General features: G+C 61.9%; 20 protein-coding genes and 1 riboswitch. Of the genes, 16 read left to right on the forward strand and 4 right to left on the reverse strand.

What is annotated here, in order from left to right:
* The 3 genes from Q1K49_RS02560 to Q1K49_RS02570 all read right to left on the reverse strand — a co-directional run.
* On the reverse strand, positions 1 to 3846 hold a 3846-nt coding region (locus Q1K49_RS02560; RefSeq protein WP_300522430.1), incomplete at its 3' end, for an Ig-like domain-containing alpha-2-macroglobulin family protein.
* 224 nt (positions 3847 to 4070) lie between these two features.
* Positions 4071 to 4868 carry a family 1 encapsulin nanocompartment shell protein gene (locus Q1K49_RS02565; protein WP_300522433.1) on the reverse strand — a complete coding sequence of 266 codons (798 nt, stop codon included), beginning with the start codon at positions 4866 to 4868 and terminating at the stop codon, positions 4071 to 4073.
* A 31-nt stretch (positions 4869 to 4899) separates the two neighbouring features.
* Positions 4900 to 5271, reverse strand: coding sequence for a ferritin-like domain-containing protein (locus Q1K49_RS02570; RefSeq protein ID WP_300522435.1), 372 nt, complete (start codon positions 5269 to 5271; stop codon positions 4900 to 4902).
* A 141-nt stretch (positions 5272 to 5412) separates the two neighbouring features.
* Between Q1K49_RS02570 and Q1K49_RS02575 the strand changes: the two genes are divergently transcribed.
* From Q1K49_RS02575 to thiE, 7 genes are all read left to right on the forward strand, one after another.
* Positions 5413 to 5871 (forward strand): universal stress protein, encoded by a 459-nt coding sequence (locus Q1K49_RS02575; RefSeq protein WP_300522438.1) that lies wholly within the window; start codon positions 5413 to 5415, stop codon positions 5869 to 5871.
* 10 nt (positions 5872 to 5881) lie between these two features.
* Entirely contained in the window at positions 5882 to 7684 is a 1803-nt protein-coding gene (gene ptsP / locus Q1K49_RS02580; RefSeq protein ID WP_300522440.1) for a phosphoenolpyruvate--protein phosphotransferase, read from the forward strand.
* A 31-nt stretch (positions 7685 to 7715) separates the two neighbouring features.
* Positions 7716 to 8921: a Xaa-Pro peptidase family protein gene (locus Q1K49_RS02585; protein ID WP_300522441.1), complete on the forward strand. Its 1206-nt coding sequence runs from the start codon at positions 7716 to 7718 to the stop codon at positions 8919 to 8921.
* A gap of 140 nt (positions 8922 to 9061) precedes the next feature.
* Positions 9062 to 9169: riboswitch (TPP riboswitch) on the forward strand.
* Positions 9170 to 9298: 129 nt separating this feature from the next.
* Positions 9299 to 9799 (forward strand): energy coupling factor transporter S component ThiW, encoded by a 501-nt coding sequence (gene thiW / locus Q1K49_RS02590; RefSeq protein ID WP_213694786.1) that lies wholly within the window; start codon positions 9299 to 9301, stop codon positions 9797 to 9799.
* A gap of 73 nt (positions 9800 to 9872) precedes the next feature.
* Complete coding sequence (gene thiD / locus Q1K49_RS02595; RefSeq protein WP_300522445.1) at positions 9873 to 10691, forward strand: bifunctional hydroxymethylpyrimidine kinase/phosphomethylpyrimidine kinase; 819 nt, start codon at positions 9873 to 9875, stop codon at positions 10689 to 10691.
* A gap of 32 nt (positions 10692 to 10723) precedes the next feature.
* Positions 10724 to 11509, forward strand: a complete 786-nt coding sequence (locus Q1K49_RS02600; protein WP_300522448.1) for a hydroxyethylthiazole kinase — start codon at positions 10724 to 10726, stop codon at positions 11507 to 11509.
* A 2-nt stretch (positions 11510 to 11511) separates the two neighbouring features.
* The gene (gene thiE, locus Q1K49_RS02605; protein ID WP_300522451.1) at positions 11512 to 12135 is read left to right on the forward strand and encodes a thiamine phosphate synthase; all 624 of its coding nucleotides are present in this window, start codon (positions 11512 to 11514) and stop codon (positions 12133 to 12135) included.
* Between the two features lie 57 nt (positions 12136 to 12192).
* Here the strand turns inward: thiE and Q1K49_RS02610 are convergent, their stop codons facing one another.
* On the reverse strand, positions 12193 to 13131 hold the full coding sequence (locus Q1K49_RS02610; protein ID WP_300522454.1) for a hypothetical protein: 939 nt from the start codon (positions 13129 to 13131) through the stop codon (positions 12193 to 12195).
* Between the two features lie 393 nt (positions 13132 to 13524).
* Between Q1K49_RS02610 and Q1K49_RS02615 the strand changes: the two genes are divergently transcribed.
* The 9 genes from Q1K49_RS02615 to Q1K49_RS02655 all read left to right on the forward strand — a co-directional run.
* Positions 13525 to 14238: a FadR/GntR family transcriptional regulator gene (locus Q1K49_RS02615; protein ID WP_300522457.1), complete on the forward strand. Its 714-nt coding sequence runs from the start codon at positions 13525 to 13527 to the stop codon at positions 14236 to 14238.
* 181 nt (positions 14239 to 14419) lie between these two features.
* Positions 14420 to 14980 (forward strand): HD domain-containing protein, encoded by a 561-nt coding sequence (locus Q1K49_RS02620; RefSeq protein ID WP_213694792.1) that lies wholly within the window; start codon positions 14420 to 14422, stop codon positions 14978 to 14980.
* 118 nt (positions 14981 to 15098) lie between these two features.
* Positions 15099 to 16379 (forward strand): aconitase/3-isopropylmalate dehydratase large subunit family protein, encoded by a 1281-nt coding sequence (locus Q1K49_RS02625; protein ID WP_300522461.1) that lies wholly within the window; start codon positions 15099 to 15101, stop codon positions 16377 to 16379.
* A 22-nt stretch (positions 16380 to 16401) separates the two neighbouring features.
* Positions 16402 to 16932, forward strand: coding sequence for a 3-isopropylmalate dehydratase small subunit (leuD, locus tag Q1K49_RS02630; RefSeq protein ID WP_300522463.1), 531 nt, complete (start codon positions 16402 to 16404; stop codon positions 16930 to 16932).
* Between the two features lie 31 nt (positions 16933 to 16963).
* Positions 16964 to 18220: a 3-isopropylmalate dehydratase large subunit gene (locus tag Q1K49_RS02635; RefSeq protein WP_300522465.1), complete on the forward strand. Its 1257-nt coding sequence runs from the start codon at positions 16964 to 16966 to the stop codon at positions 18218 to 18220.
* A gap of 2 nt (positions 18221 to 18222) precedes the next feature.
* The gene (locus Q1K49_RS02640) at positions 18223 to 18717 is read left to right on the forward strand and encodes a 3-isopropylmalate dehydratase small subunit (protein ID WP_300522468.1); all 495 of its coding nucleotides are present in this window, start codon (positions 18223 to 18225) and stop codon (positions 18715 to 18717) included.
* A 143-nt stretch (positions 18718 to 18860) separates the two neighbouring features.
* Entirely contained in the window at positions 18861 to 20117 is a 1257-nt protein-coding gene (locus Q1K49_RS02645) for an isocitrate/isopropylmalate family dehydrogenase (RefSeq protein WP_300522471.1), read from the forward strand.
* Between the two features lie 111 nt (positions 20118 to 20228).
* Positions 20229 to 20501: a citrate lyase acyl carrier protein gene (locus tag Q1K49_RS02650; protein ID WP_300522474.1), complete on the forward strand. Its 273-nt coding sequence runs from the start codon at positions 20229 to 20231 to the stop codon at positions 20499 to 20501.
* Positions 20498 to 20902, forward strand: a 405-nt coding sequence (locus Q1K49_RS02655; protein WP_300522477.1) for an aldolase/citrate lyase family protein, incomplete at its 3' end; no start/stop codon positions are given. The genes Q1K49_RS02650 and Q1K49_RS02655, both read left to right, overlap by 4 nt.

The following is a 20902-nucleotide window of genomic DNA, read 5'->3' on the forward strand; positions in this document are numbered from 1 at the left end:
AGAACCGGCAGGCACACTGCCTCCGCCGGAAAGGGAAATCCTGGGACTCGCGGGCCGGATCGGAAGGGAGACCGTCTCCTCAGCCAGGTCGCCATCCCAGGAAGCGGCGACGGTGACCCGCGCCACGCCGCCTTCGGAAACGGCACGAAGCGGGACGAGAAGCGCCTCGCTTTTTCCGCCGGGATCGAGGGAGTGCGCGGCGGAAAGCGGCGCGTCCGAGGAAATCGGTCCTTCGAGCCGCAGCTCGACCTGTACGTCCAGAGAACGTTCCGCCTTGGAGAAGAGTGTCACCGGAACCAGAAAAGTATCCCCCGGCGCGACGGCCCGGGGCAGGGAAAGTTCCGCCACCACGTCCCGGGCGATTTCGACGGGAACCTCGCCCATTCCGGAAAGTGCTCCCGCCGCGGCGACGACCATGATGCGCCCCCGCCCGCTGAACTCCGGAATGTCCAGTTCCATCGTAACACGCCCCTCCGCGTCCGTGGCCTGGGGCGGAAGGAAGAAGGAGAGAGGCACGAAGCGCCGGGCCCGTACGGGAGAAAGACTCGCCCGCATCATCGCCTCCTCGCCGTCGCCTCCGCCGGGGCGAAGCAGCGCCGTTCCCTTGCCCTCGACGGGAAGCAGGTCGTCGTAGAGGTCGAAGGTCTGCACGCCGAGAGCCCGAAGAGCCGTAAAGAAGGACCAGGGATCCGGCGTGGTGAAATCCGTGAGACCGAGGATTCCCTCGTCCACGAAGGCCAGAGCGGCCTCGCCCGGCACGGCGTTGCCCTGGGCATCCTCAAGACGGACCGAAACGGAGAAGGAACGGCCCGGACGGACCCGGGAAGGAGCTTCCACCAGCGTGCGCAGGCGAAGCGCGTCCTGATCCACGGCAATCCGCACCGTCCCGAGCGCCCTGTGGCTACCCCAATTTTCCACGGTCTCCGAGACCTCCCGGACGACCCAGACAGTGCAATAGGCGTTTGGTGCCATAGCTGCGGTCACGGGGAAACGGATCTCCGTCTCTTTTGTGGCGAGATCCAGGACACGACGTTCGAGAACGCGGTCGGTCTCCACGGTGAAGAGCAGTTTCCCGGTAAAGGGGGCCTCCACTTTGACCCGAGCTTCATCCCCCTCCGCATAGAGCGTCTTCGACGGGGAGAGACGCACCTGATCGAGGAGCGATCCTCCCCCCGCCCCTCCGTCACCGAAGGCGTAGAAGCGCACCGACGCTACGGCACCCCCCTCTTCGTCCGTGACGCGGAGAAGATACTGCCCGTCCTCCCTGGGCGTAAAGGCGAAGGAACCCTCGCCTCCCGAGAGGGGAACACCCGACCGCTCCAGGGAGACGAACTCCTCCCGTCCCTGGAAACGGTAGCGTCCACCCTCTTCCACAAGCACACTGTGCCAGAGCACCCTGGAGATTTCCGCCGTAGCCGCGCCGAGAGACGCGGGACTGCCGTCGGGAAGTGCCGCGCCGATGCGGAAGGAAACGCTTGCCCCTGTGCGGACTTCATCCCGGGGAGCACGGATGCCCAGATAGGTCCCCACGGGATGGTAGGGGAGGGAGAGCGTTTTATAGGCGAAACGCCCCCCCTCCTCCATGACGCCCGCCCGGAAAAGGAGCGTTCCCGAATCGGCGAAGGGTCCCTCGTAGGTGAAGAGCCCCTTCCCCTCGTCATCGAGAACGATGCTTCCGAGGAATTCCTGATAGGGGACAGGTTTCTTTTCCCCATCGGCAAAGACAAACCCCTCCCATCCCGGAGGCGAGAAGGGCCTGGGAACCAGGCGGACCTCCACCTCGCAGGGAAGGCCCGCGGCGGGAGCACCGAAGAGATAGCGCCCCGTCACGGCGAACTCCAGAGAATCTCCCGGGAAAAGTTCCTTTCTGTCCGCCTCCGCCTCCACCTCGATGCGAGGCGGAGCGAATTCCTCCACCAGGAACTGCAGCGACTCCAGAGGCGTTTTCTCTCCGGGGAGAAAGATCCTTACGGTGTACGTTCCCGTGGGGACGCTGTCCGCGAGGGGAATGGCGACGTGGGCGAACCCCTGGGGCGTGAGCAGGGCCGATTCCCGGAGAAGTTCCCGTCCCGTGGGGGACATCACGGAAAACTGGAGCGGAAAGGACTCGGGAGGACGGTGTTCCGGATCCCGGAGAAGCGCCGTGACATCCGCCGTCTCCCCGGGGCGGAAGACCCCCCTGGGAAGGAAGAGGAACGCGTCATACCCCTTGCGCAGATAGGGACGTCCTGCCGTCTCGTACCCCGCGAGCGCCACCAGATCCTGCCGCAGAACGAGATAGGTCGCGTCCTCCCCGGAAGAGACGGTGACCACTCGGGGCAAGAGCTGTTCGTCCCACGGGGCATCCGTCTCCACGAGGGCGACTCCGTCTCCGTCAGTGCTCCCCTCCGCGAGGAGCTGGTTCGACGCGGAGTAAACCCGCACCACTGCCTTCCCCACGGGAGCGAGGGAGGCGATGGAGTTCACCCACACCAAAACACCTCGGGGAAAAACCTTTGCCGTAACGCCCAGATCCGAGACGGACACGACGAGACGTCCCTGTTCCCAGGCACCCCACTGCATGTCCTGGGCGGTCAGGAGGAAAATCCCCTTGTCCGGACTCACGAGGGAACGAAGGTCCACCGCCCGCCGGGTCAGTTCGTTCACTCCGCCCCCCGGAAGAAAGTTCTCCCGGGCAACGAGTCGGGAAAGGCTCTGGGAAAGCCCTTCTTCACCGAGCCCCATGGCGAGGGGGACGTTGTTGTCGTACACACGCCAGGCCGTGATCTCCACCTCGTCCACGTTCACCGTCTCCAGGGGAATCCGCAGATCCCCCGCAGGCGAGATGTAGGTTCCCGCCGCGGGAAAACGAACGAGCGGCGCCACGTCGGGGAAGATGAACGCCTTCTGGTACTCCGCCTCCAGGCGTCCTCCCTGAGCACCCGGAAGCCCTTTCTTGACGGTGAGCACCACCCGGTCTCTGGGGCGGAAATCACCCACGACGGCGAATCCCCAGTCCGAGGGCTCCACCGTGAAGGGAACCGCAGGAGAAAGGGACACGAAAGAGGCGGCACGTCCGACATCGACGGGAGCGGACGTACTTACCCAAATGCGTCCCCGGTCCTCCGCCTCGGATTCTGCGTAACCGCTCTGAATGGCGAGCACGAAGGCGGGAACGATCTCCTGGCGTACGTCCTTGGCGAGCCCGAGGTCTCCCGTTGCCGGAGGAAATCCCGCAGCGATCTCGAGCGTGAGTTTTTTCCCGGAGAACGAGGAAAGACGCACCGACACCTTTTTGGACGGAGGACCGGCGGGCAGATCGTAGGGGATCTCCCGTCCGCCCTCGTCGCGAAAGGCGAGATATCCCCGGAGCCGCAAGGGAGAAACGGGAAGAGAGAAGCGCAGATCAAGGGTCAGCGCCCCTCTGGGATCGAAATTGACCTGCGTGGCATCGAGGAACGCGAGAGGTGCTGTGCGGAAGGCGAAGACGTGCCGCCCCGCGAGAAGCCGCCCGTTCTGATCCCGGAGATCGTCCCGAAACGTGGCGGTGTAGCGGGTCGCCAAGGCGAAAGGGACCGCGGGCGTGAAGACGCAGGTCCGCTCATCCTTCCACGTCCATCCGCCCTTGAGCCTCGGCAGGAGGAGGAACGGCGCGTTCTTTTCGTCCAGAGGTTTTCCCACCGCAGTCTTCTGCACCACGGGCGCGGAGAAGACCGCCGTCACCTTGGGAGATCCCTTCACTTCTCCCTCGGGAGAAAAGGAGGCGACGACGAATTCTGCCGCCTTCTCCTGCGCGGCGTGGCCGACACCGCCCAGCATGCACACCGCCAGCAGAACCAGGACAAGCAGGCGTACCGTGAAACGCATTTCCCATCCCTCCCCTTGTGTCTTTTGCGGAATTTCCACGGATTTCCTTTCGTCTCAATGCCGAACGACCCCGGAGAATGACCGTAGCCGCTCTCCGGGGTCGTTTTTTCCACCTGTCGATCAGAAATGTTTCCGGAAAAAGCTCTCCCGGAAGAGACGTCGATCTTCCGAAATCCTCTCCATCCGCCTCCGATGCGCTTTCGGCGGAGTCACCACAGGACGCGTCACTTCGTCAGAGGCACCACAGCCTCGGGAACGATGACGCGGAACGTGAAGGATTCCGTGAGGAAGAGCTGCACCTTTTTCGCCGCCACATCCTCGAATCCCACGGCGAAATCCTGCCCGAGCACCAGTTCCATGTCGCCACCCCGGAGGGAGACGAGATAGGCCGCATCGGTGTGGGGCAGCAGGATGATCTTTCCCCCTAGAAGGTCCTTGATCCGCAGGTGCAGCGGGTAGTCCCCGAAGGAATGAATGGCGTTCCAGAGGGAAGGTCCCGCCACCAGGGCATAGGGACCGCCCACCGCGGCATCCTGGAATTTTCCGAGCCCCTTGATCAGGGCGCCGAGAATCGTTTCCTTGCTCTTCATGTCGAGGGAAACGGCGTTCCCCTTTCCAGCCTCCGCCAGACCGACGATACCCGCCGCCTTGAGTCCCTCGTAGACGGCCTTCTCTTCAAAGAGCGCCGCCTTCTTCGCCGCTTCGTCGAGGGCCGAGAAATCGATGTCCTTGGCACCTCGTTCCACGTTGTCCAACTCCCACCTGTCGAGTTCGAAGGCAACCCTGGTCTCGACGAGGGGTTGTACCTGGTGCACGCCGTAGACAACGCCCTCGGGCTTCTGTCCCTTGGGGACGTCAAGCCGCCCCAGGGTCAGGGCCGCGTAATCCCAGCCGCGAGGTCCCTCCACATCGACAAATCTCCGTGCGGAGAGGTGCGCTTCGAGCACCGTGCGCGCCTGCGCGTCGATTTCCTTCCACGCCCCATCCGTAACCGGGGACAACGATCTCTTGAGAATGTCCATTCCGTGCTCCTCCCTTCCGTCTCCTTCTACACTATCTGTTCTTCATGCTCCCGATGCCGATGCCGCTCCCCGAGGAGACGGGCGCCGCGTCACCGGCACCCTCGCCTCCCGTGGCGGTTTCCTCGACTTCGGTGATCGGCGCGGTGGTGAACAGGTAGGTCCGCAGCGCCGCATTCCACTCGGGCATGGTTCTCCGAAGCCACTCGAGCATCATGCACGCGTGCTCGATCTCCTCGTCCCGGTTGTGCAGAATGATGCTCCTGATCGTCTCATCCTGGGATGCAGCCGCTCTCTGGTGGTACCAGTCCACCGCCTCGACTTCCTCTTTCAGGCTGTTCAACGCACGGTGAATGTCCCGGTCCGCCTGGGACAACTCCTCCACCGGTTCGTGATAGGAACTCATCCGTCATGCACCTCCTGCAGCGTGATATTGACAGGAACATACTACCACATCCAAAAAGAACGGGTATACTTACAGGAATGGCGGAAAAGACGAACAGTGCCGGATACACACTTTCACCCCATCAGACAGGAGGGATGTTCCATGCCCCGCAAGATTCTCGTCGCTCTCGACCTGAGCAAGATCTCCGAGGAACTCGTGCTTTACGGACATTCGCTCGCCCATCGCCTGGACGTACAGGTGGATTTTCTCCACGCCCTGCCTCATACCTCCCTCTGGCGAGGCTACGAACCGTGGGTTCCCCCCGAGTTGGACATGCAGGTCAGGGAAATCGCCCAGAAGAAGATCGCCTACTGGATCCGCAGAGCGGAGGAGGAAATTCCCTGCGAACACTGCCATGAGCACCAGGTCTTCGTGGAAGAGGGAAACCCCGCCGACCTGGTCATCTCCAAGGCCAAGGACAGCGGCTACAATCTCATCGTGGTGGGACACAAGGGACAGAGCGCGCTGGAGCATCTCATCGTCGGCAGCACCGCCACCAACGTGGTCCGTTACGCTCACTGCTCGGTTCTCGTCTATCGGCCGGGCCTCAAGATTTTCTGAGGAGGAACCCATGGATTTGCAGAAAACCCCTTCCTGCTCCACCGCTTCCAGAACACTCCACGGCATCTCTCTGTCTCCGGGATACGGCGTGGGTCCCGCACGAATCTACCGCACCGTCTCCTTCGCGCTCGCCTCGGAGACCGAGATGACCGCGCCGTCCAGGGATGCATCTCCCGAAACGGCGGACATCCGTTTCCGTAAGGCTCTGGAGATGTCCCGGGAACAACTTCTGCACCTCCAGGCGAAAAGCGCCGCCACACTCGGACAGGAAAAAGCCGCGGTCTTCGCCGCCCAAAGTCTCATGCTCGATGATCCCATGCTCTCCGGCGGCGTAGAGGAACTGCTCCGCAAGGGAACCTCGCCGGAAGATGCGGTGGTCCTCAAGACCAGAGAAATCAAGGCGCTCTTCGAATCCCTGCCGGACCCGTATCTCCGGGAGCGCGCCGCCGATGTGGAAGACGTGGGACGACGCATTTTCCGAAACCTTCTCGGCGTGGGAACGCTCGATCTGGAGGACGTCGGCGAGCCCGTAATACTCGTGGCGGAGGATCTGACCCCCTCGGACACGGCCACGCTCTCGTCCAAAACCGTGGCGGGCATCCTCACCGAACGAGGAGGCCCCACAAGCCATACCGCCATCATCGCCAAGGCGCTGGAAATCCCCGCAGTATCGGGCATCGGGAACCTCTTCGACCTGATTGAAGAAGGACTTCCCGTGGCCATCGACGGTGAACGGGGCAATGTGGTCCTCGCCCCCTCGGAGAAAGAGACGGCACGGTTCGCCGCACTCAGGGAAAAGCGGCTGCACACGGTGCGGCAGTTGGCGACGCTTCGGGACCTTCCGGCAGTCACCCGGGACGGGGTGGAGATCGGTCTTTGGGGGAACATCGCCAAACCGGAGGGAACGGAAAAGGTTCTGAGCTACGGGGGCACCGGAGTCGGACTCTTCCGCACGGAATTTCTCTATATGAGCGGTGATACGCCTCCCGGGGAAGAGGAACAGCTCGCGGCCTACGTCAAAGCCCTGGAAGGCATGAAGGGCATGCCCACGGTCATCCGCACCCTCGATGCCGGGGGCGACAAGGAAGTGCCCTCCCTGCGGGGCATCCTGGGCGACAAACCGGAGATGAATCCCTTCCTCGGTTATCGGGCACTGCGCATCTGCCTCGACGAGAAGGATCTCTTCCGCACCCAGCTCCGGGCACTTCTCCGGGCCGCACCCTCGGGAGATCTGCGGATCATGTTCCCTATGGTGGCAGGACTGGAGGATCTTCGGGGCGCAAGGAAGGTCCTCGACCAGGTCCGGAGCGAGCTTGAAGCGGAAGGTACCGCGGTACCGCCGGTGAAGGTGGGAATCATGATCGAAATCCCCGCAGCCGCAGCCATGGCTCCACTCCTCGCGGCGGAGGCGGATTTCTTTTCCGTCGGCACCAACGACCTTACGCAGTACACGCTCGCAGCAGACCGCATGAACGCCAGAGTAACCAGATGGTACGATTCTTTTCACCCCGGTGTGCTCCAGCTCCTCCGTCTCACCGCCGAAGGGGCCGGGGAACGGAAGATCGAACTCGGCATGTGTGGTGAGATGGCAGGCGACCTCGACGCCATTCCGCTTCTTCTGGGACTGGGATTCCAGGAACTCTCCATGACACCCTCCCAGATCCCCTGGGCGAAACGGCTCGTGCGGGCGCTCTCCATCGAAGCCTGCCGGGACATCGCCCGGAAGGCGCTCGCCTTCGGCACGGCGGCGGAGGTTCGGACGTACCTGCAGGAGCGGAGAGCAGCCCTTACCGCGGATTTCGCCGACGAATGAGGCCCGGCGAGAAAAAACGGACGGAAACGAGATGATGTCATCCATGCAAACCCTCGTTCGGGGAAAAATCGAGCAGGCCATGGCACTTCTCGGCGAGACGGGGATAGATTGTTGGTGCACGTTCGTCCGGGAGACATCGGAGATGTGCGATCCCGCGATGCGGTACCTCGTGGGAGCAGACGTGGTGGGTGAAGCGGCGTTTCTGCTCGCCCGGGACGGCAGGGCCTTCGCCGTTCTCGCGGCCCTGGACAAAAGCGATGTGGAGGCTCTCGCAACCTATCGCATCTTTCCTTATGTGCAGTCCATCCGGGAACCCCTTCTGGAAGCGCTGGCCCTTCTCGATCCCAAAACCATCGGGCTCAACTTCTCCGAGGAGAATTACGCCGTGGACGGGCTCTCCTACGGCATGTATCGACGCTTGCGCTCGCTTCTCGAAGGAACGCCCTATGCGGAACGGCTCGTCTCCGCGGAAGGCCTCTTCTCCAGAGTGCGGAGCATCAAAACGCCGGAGGAACTGCGGCGCATCCGGGCGGCCATCGCGGAGACGCTGGAACTCTTCGACCTCTGGTCGCGGAACTTCCGGGAAGGGTGGACGCTGCGCGGCATTGCGGATTTTCTTCACGAAGAAATGCACCGCCGGAACCTTGAAGGCTCGTGGAGCCTCTCCGGCGATCCGGGCATCACGAGCGGACCCGACATGATCCCCGGCCATGGAACGCCCCCGGATCTTCCCGTCCTTCCCGGGCACGTGCTCAACATGGATTTCGGCATCCGCAAGGACGGCTACAGTTCGGACCTCCAGCGCGTCTGGTACCGCCCCTCTCGGGAGGCTCCCGAACCACCCGGGGACGTGCGGAACGCCTTCGGAGTCGTTCGGCGCGGCATCGAAGAAGCGGCAGCGTTTCTTCGTCCCGGCGTGCGCGGCTGTGAGGTGGATGCCATGGCACGGCGCATTGTTACCGAAGCGGGCTACCCCGAATACGCCCATTCCTTGGGACATCAGGTGGGCGCCTTCGCCCACGACGGCGGCGCGCTCCTGGGTCCCCGATGGGAGCGCTACGGCAAGCTGGTGGAACTCCCCGCGGAGGAAGGACAGGTTTTCACCCTCGAATTCGGCGTGCAGACATCCTGCGGCTATCTGGGTCAGGAGGACATGGTGGTGGTCACCTCAAACGGATGCGCCTTCCTCACGCCTCCGCAGGAGGACCTCTGGACTCTCACTCCCGGAGAAGCGTGACGTTCTCGGGGAGCCTTCATCCGGCCCGGCCTTCCATTGTTCCGGAGCGCGGAAAGCCGGACACGCCGGCCCCCCTTTTTCCACGACGAAAACACGACAGACCCATTGACAAAGACGCACCTTGTCCGTATCGTAACGGCGACAGCAACTGGGGGGGCCGGCGAACCGGCTGAGAGGGGGCTTCTTCGCCTCGACCCTTGGAACCTGATCCGGGTCATGCCGGCGAAGGGAAGTTCTGTGTGTTTTCCACGACACGAAAGACTTCGCTCCCGGCATCTCCTTGCCGGGAGTTTTTTCATGCACACCACACACCCTTTTTCCCATTTTCGACGCGTTCCTCGCCTGTCGCAGCCATACAGGAGGGGAGGTGTTCCTTCATGACTCCTTTTCCCCTCAAACGCCTTACCGCAGCGGGGCTTTTCGTGGCCGCGGCATTGCTTCTCTCGGGCATTCACATTCCCCTGGGGCCCACAAAATGCTTTCCCTTCCAGCACACGGTCAACGCCCTTGCCGGAGCGCTTCTCGGCCCCTGGTGGGCAGCGGGCATTGCCGCCGTGACGAGCCTCCTGAGGCTCTTCACGGGAACGGGAACCCTCTTCGCCTTTCCCGGAAGTATCCCCGGCGCTCTGGCGGCGGGATTCGCCTTCCGGTGGTGGAAAAATGACTGGGCCGTCTTCGCCGAACCTCTCGGCACCGGCCCGGTGGGAGCATCTCTCGCGGCACTCCTTCTCGGGCCTGCCATGGGAAGATCCGTAGGGCTCGTCTCGCTCAACCTGGCGTTTCTCGCGAGCAGCATTCCCGGAGCGACCGTGGCATTCCTGCTGCTCCATTTTTTGCGGCAAAATCAGGCATTTCGAAAGATGGCGGCAACCCTGTAGATCTCCCGTCACACGAGGGACCTGTCATTTAACCGCTCGACAGAAACCGGTACAAACAAGGAGGCAGACAGGAATGACATCCTACCGCGGACTCGCGGCAACCATCGCGGGCAGTGACTCCGGCGGCGGCGCAGGCATTCAGGCGGACCTCAAGACCTTCGCCGCCCTCGACGTCTTCGGAACGACGGTCATCACGGCAGTCACGGCCCAGAACAGCCTGGGCGTGGAGGCACTCTTCGACATCCCGCCCTCGATGATCCGGGCACAGATCGACGCCATCTGGTCCGACTTCCCCATCGGTGCCGCAAAAACGGGCATGCTCTCCCGCCCTGAAACGATCCGGGAAGTCACCGCGGGCGTGCGCCGCCGGAACATCACTTCTCTCGTGGTGGATCCCGTCATGGTGGCGCAGAGCGGCGCACCCCTGATCGCCGACGAGGCGGTGGAGGTTCTTCGGAACGAACTGCTTCCCCTGGCGCTTCTGGTAACACCCAATGTTCCCGAGGCGGAGCGCCTGGCGCAACAGCCGATCTCCTCGGTGGAGGACATGCGGCGCGCCGCGGAACGCATCGCCGCCCTGGGCGTTCCCAATGTTCTCGTCAAGGGCGGCCATCTTCCCCAGGAAAACGAGATCGTGGATGTGCTCTTCGTGGAGGGCACGCTCGTGACCTTCCGGGACAGCCGTCTGGAGACGAGAAACACCCATGGCACGGGGTGTACGTTGAGCGCGGCCATCACGGCGGAACTCGCGTCCGGGAGCCCCCTCATTCTTGCGGTGGAGGAAGGACGGCGCTATCTCCGGCGCGCCCTGGAATACGGCTTCCGCCCCGGAAAGGGCTGGGGCACCCTGGGACACGCCCGGGCGGGGAAAGCGGAATGCCCCGGACGCTGAGAACCCTTCTCCAAAAAGCGGAGGGAGCGGCCTTGGCCGAGGCCTGGGCCGGTATGAAGGTGAAGCGGCCGCTTCTGTATCACCTGACGAACTGGATCTCCGCGTCGTTCCAGGCGGATGCGGTGTGCGCCGTAGGCGCCTCCCCGATCATGTCCCGGGAGGCGGAAGAGGCGGCGAACCTCGCCGCCATGGCCGACGGAGTGCTCTACAACGTGGGTGCCCTGGAAAGGCGGGACCTGCCGGCGGTACAAAACGCCCTTGCGGAGACGCGGCTTGCACTCCTCGATCCCGTGGGCTACGGCGCCACGCCCTACCGCAGGCGCATCGTGGACGATCTGCTGCAAAACCCGGCGATCCGCATCATCAAGGGAAACAGGGGCGAAATCTCCCTTCTCGCCGGACACGAGGGCAGCCTCCGCGGCGTGGACACACTCTCGGCGAGCGCCGTTCCCGAGGCGGTCGTCTCTCTGGCCCGGCGCACGGGCGCCCTCGTCTGCGCCACGGGAGAAACGGACCTGCTCAGTGACGGCTCCTGCGTCGCCGCCGTCCGGGGAGGATCCTTCCTCTTGCCCGCCATCTCCGGAAGCGGCTGCGTCCTCGGCTCCCTCATGCTCGCCGGAGCCTGCGGAGGAGGACATGTCGCAGGAGGGCTCGCCGGAGTCGTGGCGATGAAGCGCTGTGCAGAAAGAGCGGAAAGGAAGAGCTCCGGTCCAGGAACATTTCGGGCGGCCCTTCTTGACGAACTGTTCCTGCTCCAGCCGTCGGATTTTGCGGAAGAACTCCGCCGCTGTACTCTTCTTCAGGTGAAGGAGGCATGACCATGACGCTTCGCAAACGCCTGCGACTCTGCGTCATTCCCGATCGCATCCTTGGGGCGCCACGCTCCCTGGAAGAACAGGCGCTGTGTGCCCTGCGGGGAGGTGCCACGGCCATTCAGCTCCGGGACAAGAACGCGTCCACCCGGGAGCTTTACGAAACCGCGGTGGCATTGCGACACCTCTGCAACGACCGCGGGGCACTCCTGATCGTGAACGACCGCATCGACGTGGCTCTCGCCGCCGCCGCGGACGGAGTGCACCTGGGACAATCGGACCTCCCCGTTCCGGAAGCGCGACGTCTCGCACCGCCGGGGTTTCTCGTGGGAGCCACGGCTCATTCCGTCGAGGAAGCCCTCCAGGCGGAACAGGACGGCGCGGACTATCTCGGCATCGGTGCCGCATTTCCCACGTCAAGCAAGACCATCACGACACTCCTCGGTCCGGAGGGAATCAGGCATGTGACTTCCCGGATCGCCCTTCCCGCCATCGCCATAGGTGGCATCACTCCGGATCGGGTACGCTGCGTCCTTGACGCCGGCACCTGCGGCGTCGCGGTCATCGCCGCCGTGGTGGCCTCGGCGGAACCTGAGAAGGCGACCCGGGACTTTGTGGCGCGCATTCCTTGATGGCGATGCAACACTGCTCTCAAGGAATGCGCGCCGCAAAACACACTCTGCGGAAAATTACGGAACGATCCGGAAGGAAAGACTCCCCAGAGGACCGAAGTCGGCACTGTAACGGCCTTCCTCGCCGGGGATCATGTTTCCCAGCGCACCCGTGAGGAGAGCGTCCCCCGCGTCGAAAATCCACCCCAGACGGAGCAGCTCGTTCACCAGCCACAACCCTGCCCGCCACTGGTCCCCAAGAGCGTCGCTCCCTCTTCCGCGGTTTACCTCCCTGCCCTCCTTCGCGAGGACGACTTCCACCGAATTCGGATCCGCCGCGTCCGAAGGCACGGGTTTGCCCAGAAGATAGGCCTTCGCGGAAACGCTGGAGGCGATGATGTCCGTCACCTTCATGGCCTTCATGTCCGCGAACGCCAGATCGGGAAGCTCGATCGCCGGAGCAAGAAAAACCACTTTTTTCCGGAATTCCGCCTCATCCTTCAGCGGTTCCGTTACGGGTTCCCCGAGAATGAAAGCAACCTCCGTCTCCAGCATGAGCTTCCCAAAATCCCCCAGAGAGATCTCGGGTTCGGGCTCCTCGGGGAGGAAATCCTTGCGTCCCTCGGGGAAAAGAACACCCGCCACGGGACCGGACGCTCCGAAACGCCGTTGCGTCGCTTCCGTCGTCAGTCCCGCTTTGAAAGCGTCGGGATTTTTTCCCTCAAGGCGACGGTCCGCATAGATCTTCTGCACCGCGTAGGCGCCTTCCAGGTCCAACGACGGCGCATCTCCCGCAAAAACGGGGAAAGGCATTCCGGCACGCGCGGCGGAGAGCACTTTTTCCGCCAACGCAACAGGATCGTCCCCCGTCGCTATCCCGACGGAAAACACCACCATAAGCGCGACAAGAGCAAAGAATCTCAGCTCCCGAAACTGCCGCAGCACTCCCCCGCCCCTTACGCGTTTTCTCAGTTCCTTCGCTCTTTCTACGCCTAGACCTCGCTCCCCACGATTCACGTTGCGTCACTCCCCTCACGGATGTATGTGATTTCTCCCATTGTAGATGTACGCTCGTCGGGACGCCAGATCGCCTCCTCTTCGCCCCGCGGTCGGACCACATGCTTGCAAAAAGATCTTTGCACTGAACCATCATCCTTTCCCCCGCATGGAACACCCGAAAAATTCCCTGGCAACGCCACCGAGCATCACCCCTGAAAAACCGCAAAAACGCATGCACGACAAGAGGTCAGGTTCAGACGAAACCATCCCGGGCACACCCTGGCCGACATGAAACGCCTCTGGAAATACGGCAACTCAGAATTGAAAGATTATTTGGGAACCCTTGCGCAAAAGAGCCGCTTGGTATATAAAGTGCACTGGGTGGTCCAATCAAAGGAGGCGCCGGCAGACATGGACAAACGCGTCAAACAGACCAGAATCTACGAAAAGGTCGTGGACGAGCTCAAGGAGCTCATCGCCAACGGTGAACTCCGCCTGGGAGATCCGCTGCCTCCGGAACGACAACTCATGGAAGAGCTCGGCGTCAGCAGGAGTTCCCTGCGCGAGGCTTTTCGCGTCTTGGAACTCATGGGACTCATCGAGAGCATTCCCGGCAAGGGGCGTTTCGTCCGCAAGCCCCGAAGCGAAGCCAGTGTTTCCTCCACCACGTCCCAACTTGAGGATGCGGCAATTCTGGAACTCATGGAGGCTCGACGCGTTCTCGATCCCGCCATTGCCGCCGAAGCCGCGAGACGGGCACTTCCCTCGGACCACACAAAACTCCGCCGGGTTCTCTCCGTCACCAGCGAAGACATGGATACCATCGCACACCGTGCTCAGTCGGATTTCGACTTCCACCTTGTCATGGCCGAAGCGACTCAGAATTTCGTTTTCACGAACATCGTCAAAATGGAATTCAATCTCATCATGGCCACCCATGAGCGAATCTATTCGCTGCTTGCCGACAAGGAAGCGTTTCTCTGCGAACACCAAAGCATTTACGAGGCCATCCTCGATCACGACATCGATAAGGCTTCCCGGGAGGCTCGGGGCCATATCGAGCGCATCTACCGGACCCTGCAGGAAACCATGGCCCTCGAAACGAAACGTCATTCCGCCTCGTAACGGCAAAAAGAGTGGGGACGTACGCAGGCGCTCGCATAACCGACGTTCTGCGACGCTCTCCCTGTTGCACAGAAAGCAGGAAATCCGAGAGGACGAAGAGGCTGTAGGTCACCGCACGGAACGAGCCGTGCACGGAGAGGTGGAGAATGGTCTCCGCCCAGAGAACACAGGAGGGATGTTCATGCGAGAGAAACTGGTTGCCCTGATGCCCGAAATCGAGTGGATCCAGGACCCGAAGATCAAGGAAGGCGTCTTCGCCACCTATGAGGACGCGCTGAAGACCGGAGGCTGGCAGCCCGAGGACATGGAGTGGATCCCCTTTACGCTTCTCATCCCCGATTGCCCCGCGTCGCTCCTCGTGCACACCCGGGGCGTCACCCGCATGGCCAAGGTTATCTACGACGAGTTCAATGCTCTGTACAAGGACAACGGTGGTTTCCAGCTCGACCACGACACGCTCATCGCCGGCGCCCTTCTCCACGACGTGGGGAAGCTCGTCGAATACGAGAAGAACGCGGAAGGCAAGATGGTCAAATCCCGTCTCGGCAAAGACCTCCGGCATCCCTTCTCCGGAACCGGTCTTGCCATGCGGAACGGCGTCAATTCCCGCATCGCCCACACCATCGCCGTTCACGCCCATGAAGGCGACGGCGGTTATCGGAGCCCCGAGGCAGTGGTCATCAACAAGTGTGACTTCATCAACTTCGAGAGCATCAAGTCCTTTCTCGGACTGCTGAAGTAAGTCACTTCCAATGACCTCTTGAGGGCACCGCGTCGTTCTCGTCCGGAGGAGATGCGGCGCCCTCTTCGGAATGCTGTTACGGAAAGCACGAAATTCTAAGAGGAGGTGTGGTGCAACAATGGGCAAGACCATGATCGAAAAGATCATCGAGCGAGCCTCGGGCAAGAAAGTGAAGGTCGGTGACCGCGTCTGGTGCAACATCGACTGGTCCACCGCCCGCGACTTCGGCGGAGCGAATTGTGTTCTTCAGTTTGAGGAAGTGACGGAGAAAAAGGGAAAGGTCTGGGATCCGGAGAAGGTCGCCTTCACCTTCGATCTTCAGGCACCGGCCCATGCGGAAAAGGTCGCCCAGAACCAGAAGATCATCCGTGATTTTGCGAAGAGACAGGGGATTTCCAAAGTCTTCGACGTGAACTGGGGAGTCGGGCAGCACGTACTCCTTGAAAACGGCCTGGTCAAACCCGGCGATGTCATTCTCGGCACGGACAGCCACATGAACCTTCTCGGCGCCGTGGGATCCTTCGCCACCGGCGTGGGCAACACAGACATCGTGGCGTCCTGGTTCAAGGGAACCAACTGGTTCCGCGTACCCGAGACGATGAAGATCTCCGCCACGGGCACCTTCAAGAAGGGTGTATGCATGCGCGACTTCCTCACCCTGCTCGTGGGAACCCTCGGTGCGGACGGGATGTTCTTCCGGTCCGTGGAGTTCTACGGCGAGACCATTGAAAACTCCACCCTCGCGGATCGCATCACCCTCTGCTCCATGGTCACCGAGATGAGCGGCAAGGTAGGACTCATCCTTCCCAACGGGGACGTACTCGACTGGCTCCGGGCAAGAGCCGGAAACGAAGTGGACGAACGCGTGAAGGCCATCGCCGCCGATCCCGACGCAGTCTACTGCCAGGAACTCTCCTTCGATGTCAACGACCTGGAACCCCTCGCCTCCTGCCCGGATGCGCCGGACAACGTGAAGAAGGTCCGCGAGGTCGCGGGGAACCACATCGATCAGGTGCACATCGGCTCCTGCTCCAACGGCCGTTTCGAGGACATCGCCGCCGCCTTCGACGTGCTCAAGGCCGCGAATTTCCAGGTCAGCCCCACGGTGCGCACCATCATCACCCCCGCGACTCGGGAGACTATGAAGCGCTGCGCCGAGGCGGGCATGATCCAGAAGTTCCTGGAGGCCGGGGTCATCTTCACCAACCCCACCTGCAGTCTGTGCACGGCGGAACACTACGGCGTGCTTCCCAGCGGCGACGTGGGCGTCTCCACCACGAACCGGAACTTCATCGGCAAGGTGGGCAAGGGAAGCCACACCTATCTCATGAGCCCCATGTCGGCAATGGCTTCCGCTGTCCGCGGCGTCATCACGGACCCGCGGGATATCCTCTGCTAGGGCGACCAAGGAGGACACGAAGATGGAACAGACAATTCTGCGCGGACGTGCCTGGGTTTTCGGCGACGACGTGGACACGGACCTCATCTACCACAACAAATACCTCGCCGAGACGGATCCCAAGAAAATGCCCCAGTTCTCCTTCGAGTACTATCCCGGCAAGGAGAACTTCGCAAAGGAAGTAAAAGAAGGCGATTTCGTCGTTGCGGGCCGGAATTTCGGCTGCGGTTCCTCCCGGGAACATGCCGTGTACTGCCTCAAGTTCGCCGGCATACCCGTGGTCCTGGCCGAGTCCTTTTCCCGCATCTATTACCGGAACGCCATCAATAACGGCTACCCCGTGCTCTTCGTGAACGGTCTGAGCGAGGCCATCAAGGCAAAGGCCATCAACGACGGAGATGAACTCGAAGTGAATCTCGCCGCCGGTGAGATCAAGAACATCACCAACGGCAAGACCTTCCATGGAGACGCCGTGGCCGATCTCGAGAAGGACATCATGGCCGCGGGAGGACTCATCGAGTATCTCAAGGAACAGGCAGCGAAGAGCGCCTGAGCGAGAGACATCGCAAGGAGGGAGACACACCATGGGCAAGACCTTCGCCGAAAAGGTTCTTGGCAAAGCCGCCGGATACGAGGTCAAGGCCAACGATGTGGTCACCGTGGAGCCCCATTTCTGCATGAGCCACGACAACGCCGCACCCATCGCCAAGACCTTCAAGAAGATCGGCGTGAAAAACGTCTGGAAACCCGGCGCACTTGTGTTCATTCTCGACCACGCCGTGCCGGCTCCCAGCGACGAACACGCGGTAAACCACAAGGAAATCCGGGAATTCGTCAAGGAGCAGGGCATTCCCAACTTCTACGACGTCATGTCCAATGGCGGCGTCTGCCACCAGGTCATGTGTGAAGAGGGCTTCGCCCTTCCGGGACTCATCATGGTGGGCAGCGACAGCCACACCTGCACCTACGGTGCCTACGGCGCCTTCTCCACCGGCATCGGGCGGAGCGAAATGGCCGCAGCCTGGGCGACGGGCAAGATCTGGTTCAAGGTCCCCGAGAGCCTGAAGATCACCGTCACGGGAAAATTCAAGAAAGGCGTCACCGCCAAGGATCTCATCCTCAAGATCATCGGTGACATCAAGGCGGATGGTGCGGATTACATGTCCGTGGAGTTCCACGGGCAGGGCATCGCCGACATGACCGTGGCGGAGCGGATGACCCTGTGCAACATGGGCATCGAGATGGGCGCGAAGAACGCCGTCTGCCCCCCTGACAAGAAGGTCCTCGACGCCATCAAGGGCAAGGCGAAAAGCGACAAGTGGGAGGCGATCTGGGCGGACGACGACGCGGTCTACGCGAAAGAACTCTCCTACGATCTTGGCGATCTCGTTCCCTGCGTGGCAAAACCCCATACGGTGGACAACTACGCCGCCATTGACGCAGTGAAGGGAACGGAGATCCACCAGGCCTTCCTCGGAAGCTGCACCAACGCCCGCATCGAAGATCTCCGCGCCGCGGCGGATCTTCTCAAGGGGAACAAGGTGGCCGTGCGCACCATCGTCATTCCCGCCTCCTGGACAGTCTACCGCCAGGCCATGAAAGAGGGCCTCCTCGACACCTTCCTCGACGCGGGCTGCGTCATCACCAATCCCGGCTGCGGCCCCTGCATGGGCAACCACGAGGGGATCCTCGCCCCCGGTGAGGCCTGCATCAGCACGGCAAACCGGAACTTCAAGGGACGCATGGGCAACAAGGAGAGCTTCATCTATCTGGCGAGCCCCCTCACCGTGGCCGCTTCGGCTCTCACCGGCAAGATCTCCGATCCAAGGGAGGTGCTGTAGTCGTGAAGACCACCGGAAAAGTTTGGAAGTACGGCGACGATGTGAACACCGACGTCATCTTCCCCGGAAAATACACCTACACCATCAAGGATCGTGCCGAGATGGCCAAGGTGGCTCTGGAAGACCTCGACCCGGAATTCACCAAATCCGCCAAGGCGGGAGACATCATCGTGGGCGGCAAGAACTGGGGATGCGGCTCTTCCCGTGAACAGGCCGTCTCCTGTCTCAAGGAGCGCGGAATCGGCGCCATCATCGCCAAGGGATTCGCCCGAATCTACTACCGGAACTGTCTGAACGAGGGGCTTCCCATCATCGTCTCTCCCGAGGCCGTCGACGCCATTGAGGCAGGCGAGGAAGTCACCGTCGATTTCGATGCGGGGCAGATCGTCACGAAGAAGGGAACATTCCCCTTCCCGCCCTATCCGGAATTCGTCCGAGGGCTCATCGAGGACGGAGGGCTCATTCCCCACGTGAAGAAGTCCCTGGGGCTGAGCTGATTCATTCGAACCGGCGCGGGCCCGCCGCTCCCAAGGGTGGCTGGCTTGAGCACTCCACGATCCGCGGCATCATGCCGAAGGCGGATCGTGGGCGAAGGAGACAAATCAAGTTTCACCACATATTTTAAGGAGGGAATCCGTCCATGACCCGCAACGTCCTGCAGGTGAAGGAGAAGAAAGACCGCTACACCGTGTGCTACATGCCCGGAGACGATTCCGGTTTCGACATGATGGAAGCGGCAATGCTCGTCCTGAACACCATGGATCTCCCCATCGACTTCGTCCGGGCCGATCTGGGATGGTGCATGTGGGAGAAGTCCGTCGCGAAGTTCGGCGAAGGCGACGCCCGGTGCAACACCGTTCCCCCCGAGACGATCAAGAAGATCGAGAACGCCGACGCCACCCTCATGGCGGCCATCACCTCCAAGGCAGGAGTGAAGGGCTTCAAATCCGCCATTCTCCAGATGCGGCAGCTCTTCGATCTCTACATCAATCTGCGCCCCGCCAAGGTTCTCCCCGGTGTCGGCACCCCGCTGAAGGGCGACCCCAAGATCGACATCGTCCTCTTCCGTGAGAACACGGAAGATCTCTACGCCGCCGTGGAATTCAATCCTCTTCCCAAGGAACTCTATGACGTCCACAAGGGCATGGAGCGTTTCAAGAAGTGCTCCGAAGTGGCCGTGTCCTGGCGCGTCTTCTCCAAGGAAGGATGCGAGCGCATCATCCGGGCCGCCTTCGAGTACGCCAAGGCAACGGGACGCAAGACCGTCCACAACTGCAACAAGGCGAACGTCATCCGGGAGACCGACGGCATGATGAAGAAGATCTTCCTCCAGGTGGCCAAGGAATACGAGCAGTTCGGCATCAAGGGGATCGAAGAGAACGCCGACGCTACCGCCATGTGGCTCATCAAGAATCCCCAGGATTACGACGTCATCGTGGCGAGCAACGTCTTCGGCGACATCCTCTCCGATGAGGCGTCCCAGCTCGTGGGCGGACTCGGCTTCGCCCCCAGCGGCAACATCGGCGAGAAGGCCGCCATCTTCGAACCCTGCAGCGGTTCCGTGCCCAAGTACGCCCATCAGTACCGGGTCAACCCATGCGCCATCCTGCTCACCGCGAAGATGATGCTCGAATATCTCGGTCTCGATGAAGCGGGCGCGAAGATCGAAAAGGCCATCGGTGAAGTGCTGGTGGAAGGCAAGGTGCTCACCTACGACGTGCTCCGGGACTTCCGGGGCGACCCGAACTGGGAGAAGGACGCCGCCTCCACGCTGGAAATGGCCGCCGAAATCGCCCGGAAGATCACTCCCGGCATCTCCGAGGCGCGCATCGAGCAGGCCAAGGCGAAGGCGAAGGAAATGTGCGACTGGACGAAGACCGTCGGCTTCGACGAATAACGCGACGGCCCTTGTGACGCACTATAGGGGCTCGCCGCGGCGAGCCCCTTTGTTCGTCCGAGACGAGTTCCACTCGTACAATCGAGAATCCAAGGCAAGGAGGAATGCGTCATGAAAACGGCATCGGCCGGAACGGTGGAGTCCATGGACTGCCTCGTGACGGTCAGCGAAGGCGCCCCGGGAAGCGGGCTTTCCATTCAGCTCTCCGGCGCCGCCACGGCCCGTTTTGCGCCCACCATGCACAAGGCCGTACAGGAAGTCGCCACCGCCATGGGCGCCTCGGATCTTTCCATCTCCATTCAGGACAACGGCGCTCTGGACCTGATCCTCAAGGCCAGAACCGAAGCCGCACTGGCTCGCTATCGGGGGGGTGACGCCGCATGAGACTCCGAAGAACCATGCTCTACCTTCCCGGCAACAATCCCAACATGCTTCTTCGAGGACACCTCTTCAACCCCGACGGTCTCGTCCTCGACCTTGAGGACGCCGTGGCGATGCGCGAAAAGGATGCGGCCCGCATTCTCGTGCGGGACGTGCTTCGGCAGGGGAACTTCGGCACCTGCGAGGTGACGGTGCGCATCAACGGGATGGACACTTCCTACTGGAAAGAGGATCTTGAGGCCGTCGTTCCCGCAGGCATTCACGGCATTCGTGTTCCCAAAGTGGAAGATCCCAAGGATATGGTCCTGCTCGACGAAACACTTTCGGAAATCGAAACCCGGGCAGGTGTTCCGCTCGGAAAAACCCTGGTTTTCTGTCTTCTGGAGACGGCCAAGGGCATCTGG

Source organism: Aminiphilus sp. (assembly GCF_029975095.1).
Taxonomy (GTDB): domain Bacteria; phylum Synergistota; class Synergistia; order Synergistales; family Aminiphilaceae; genus Aminiphilus.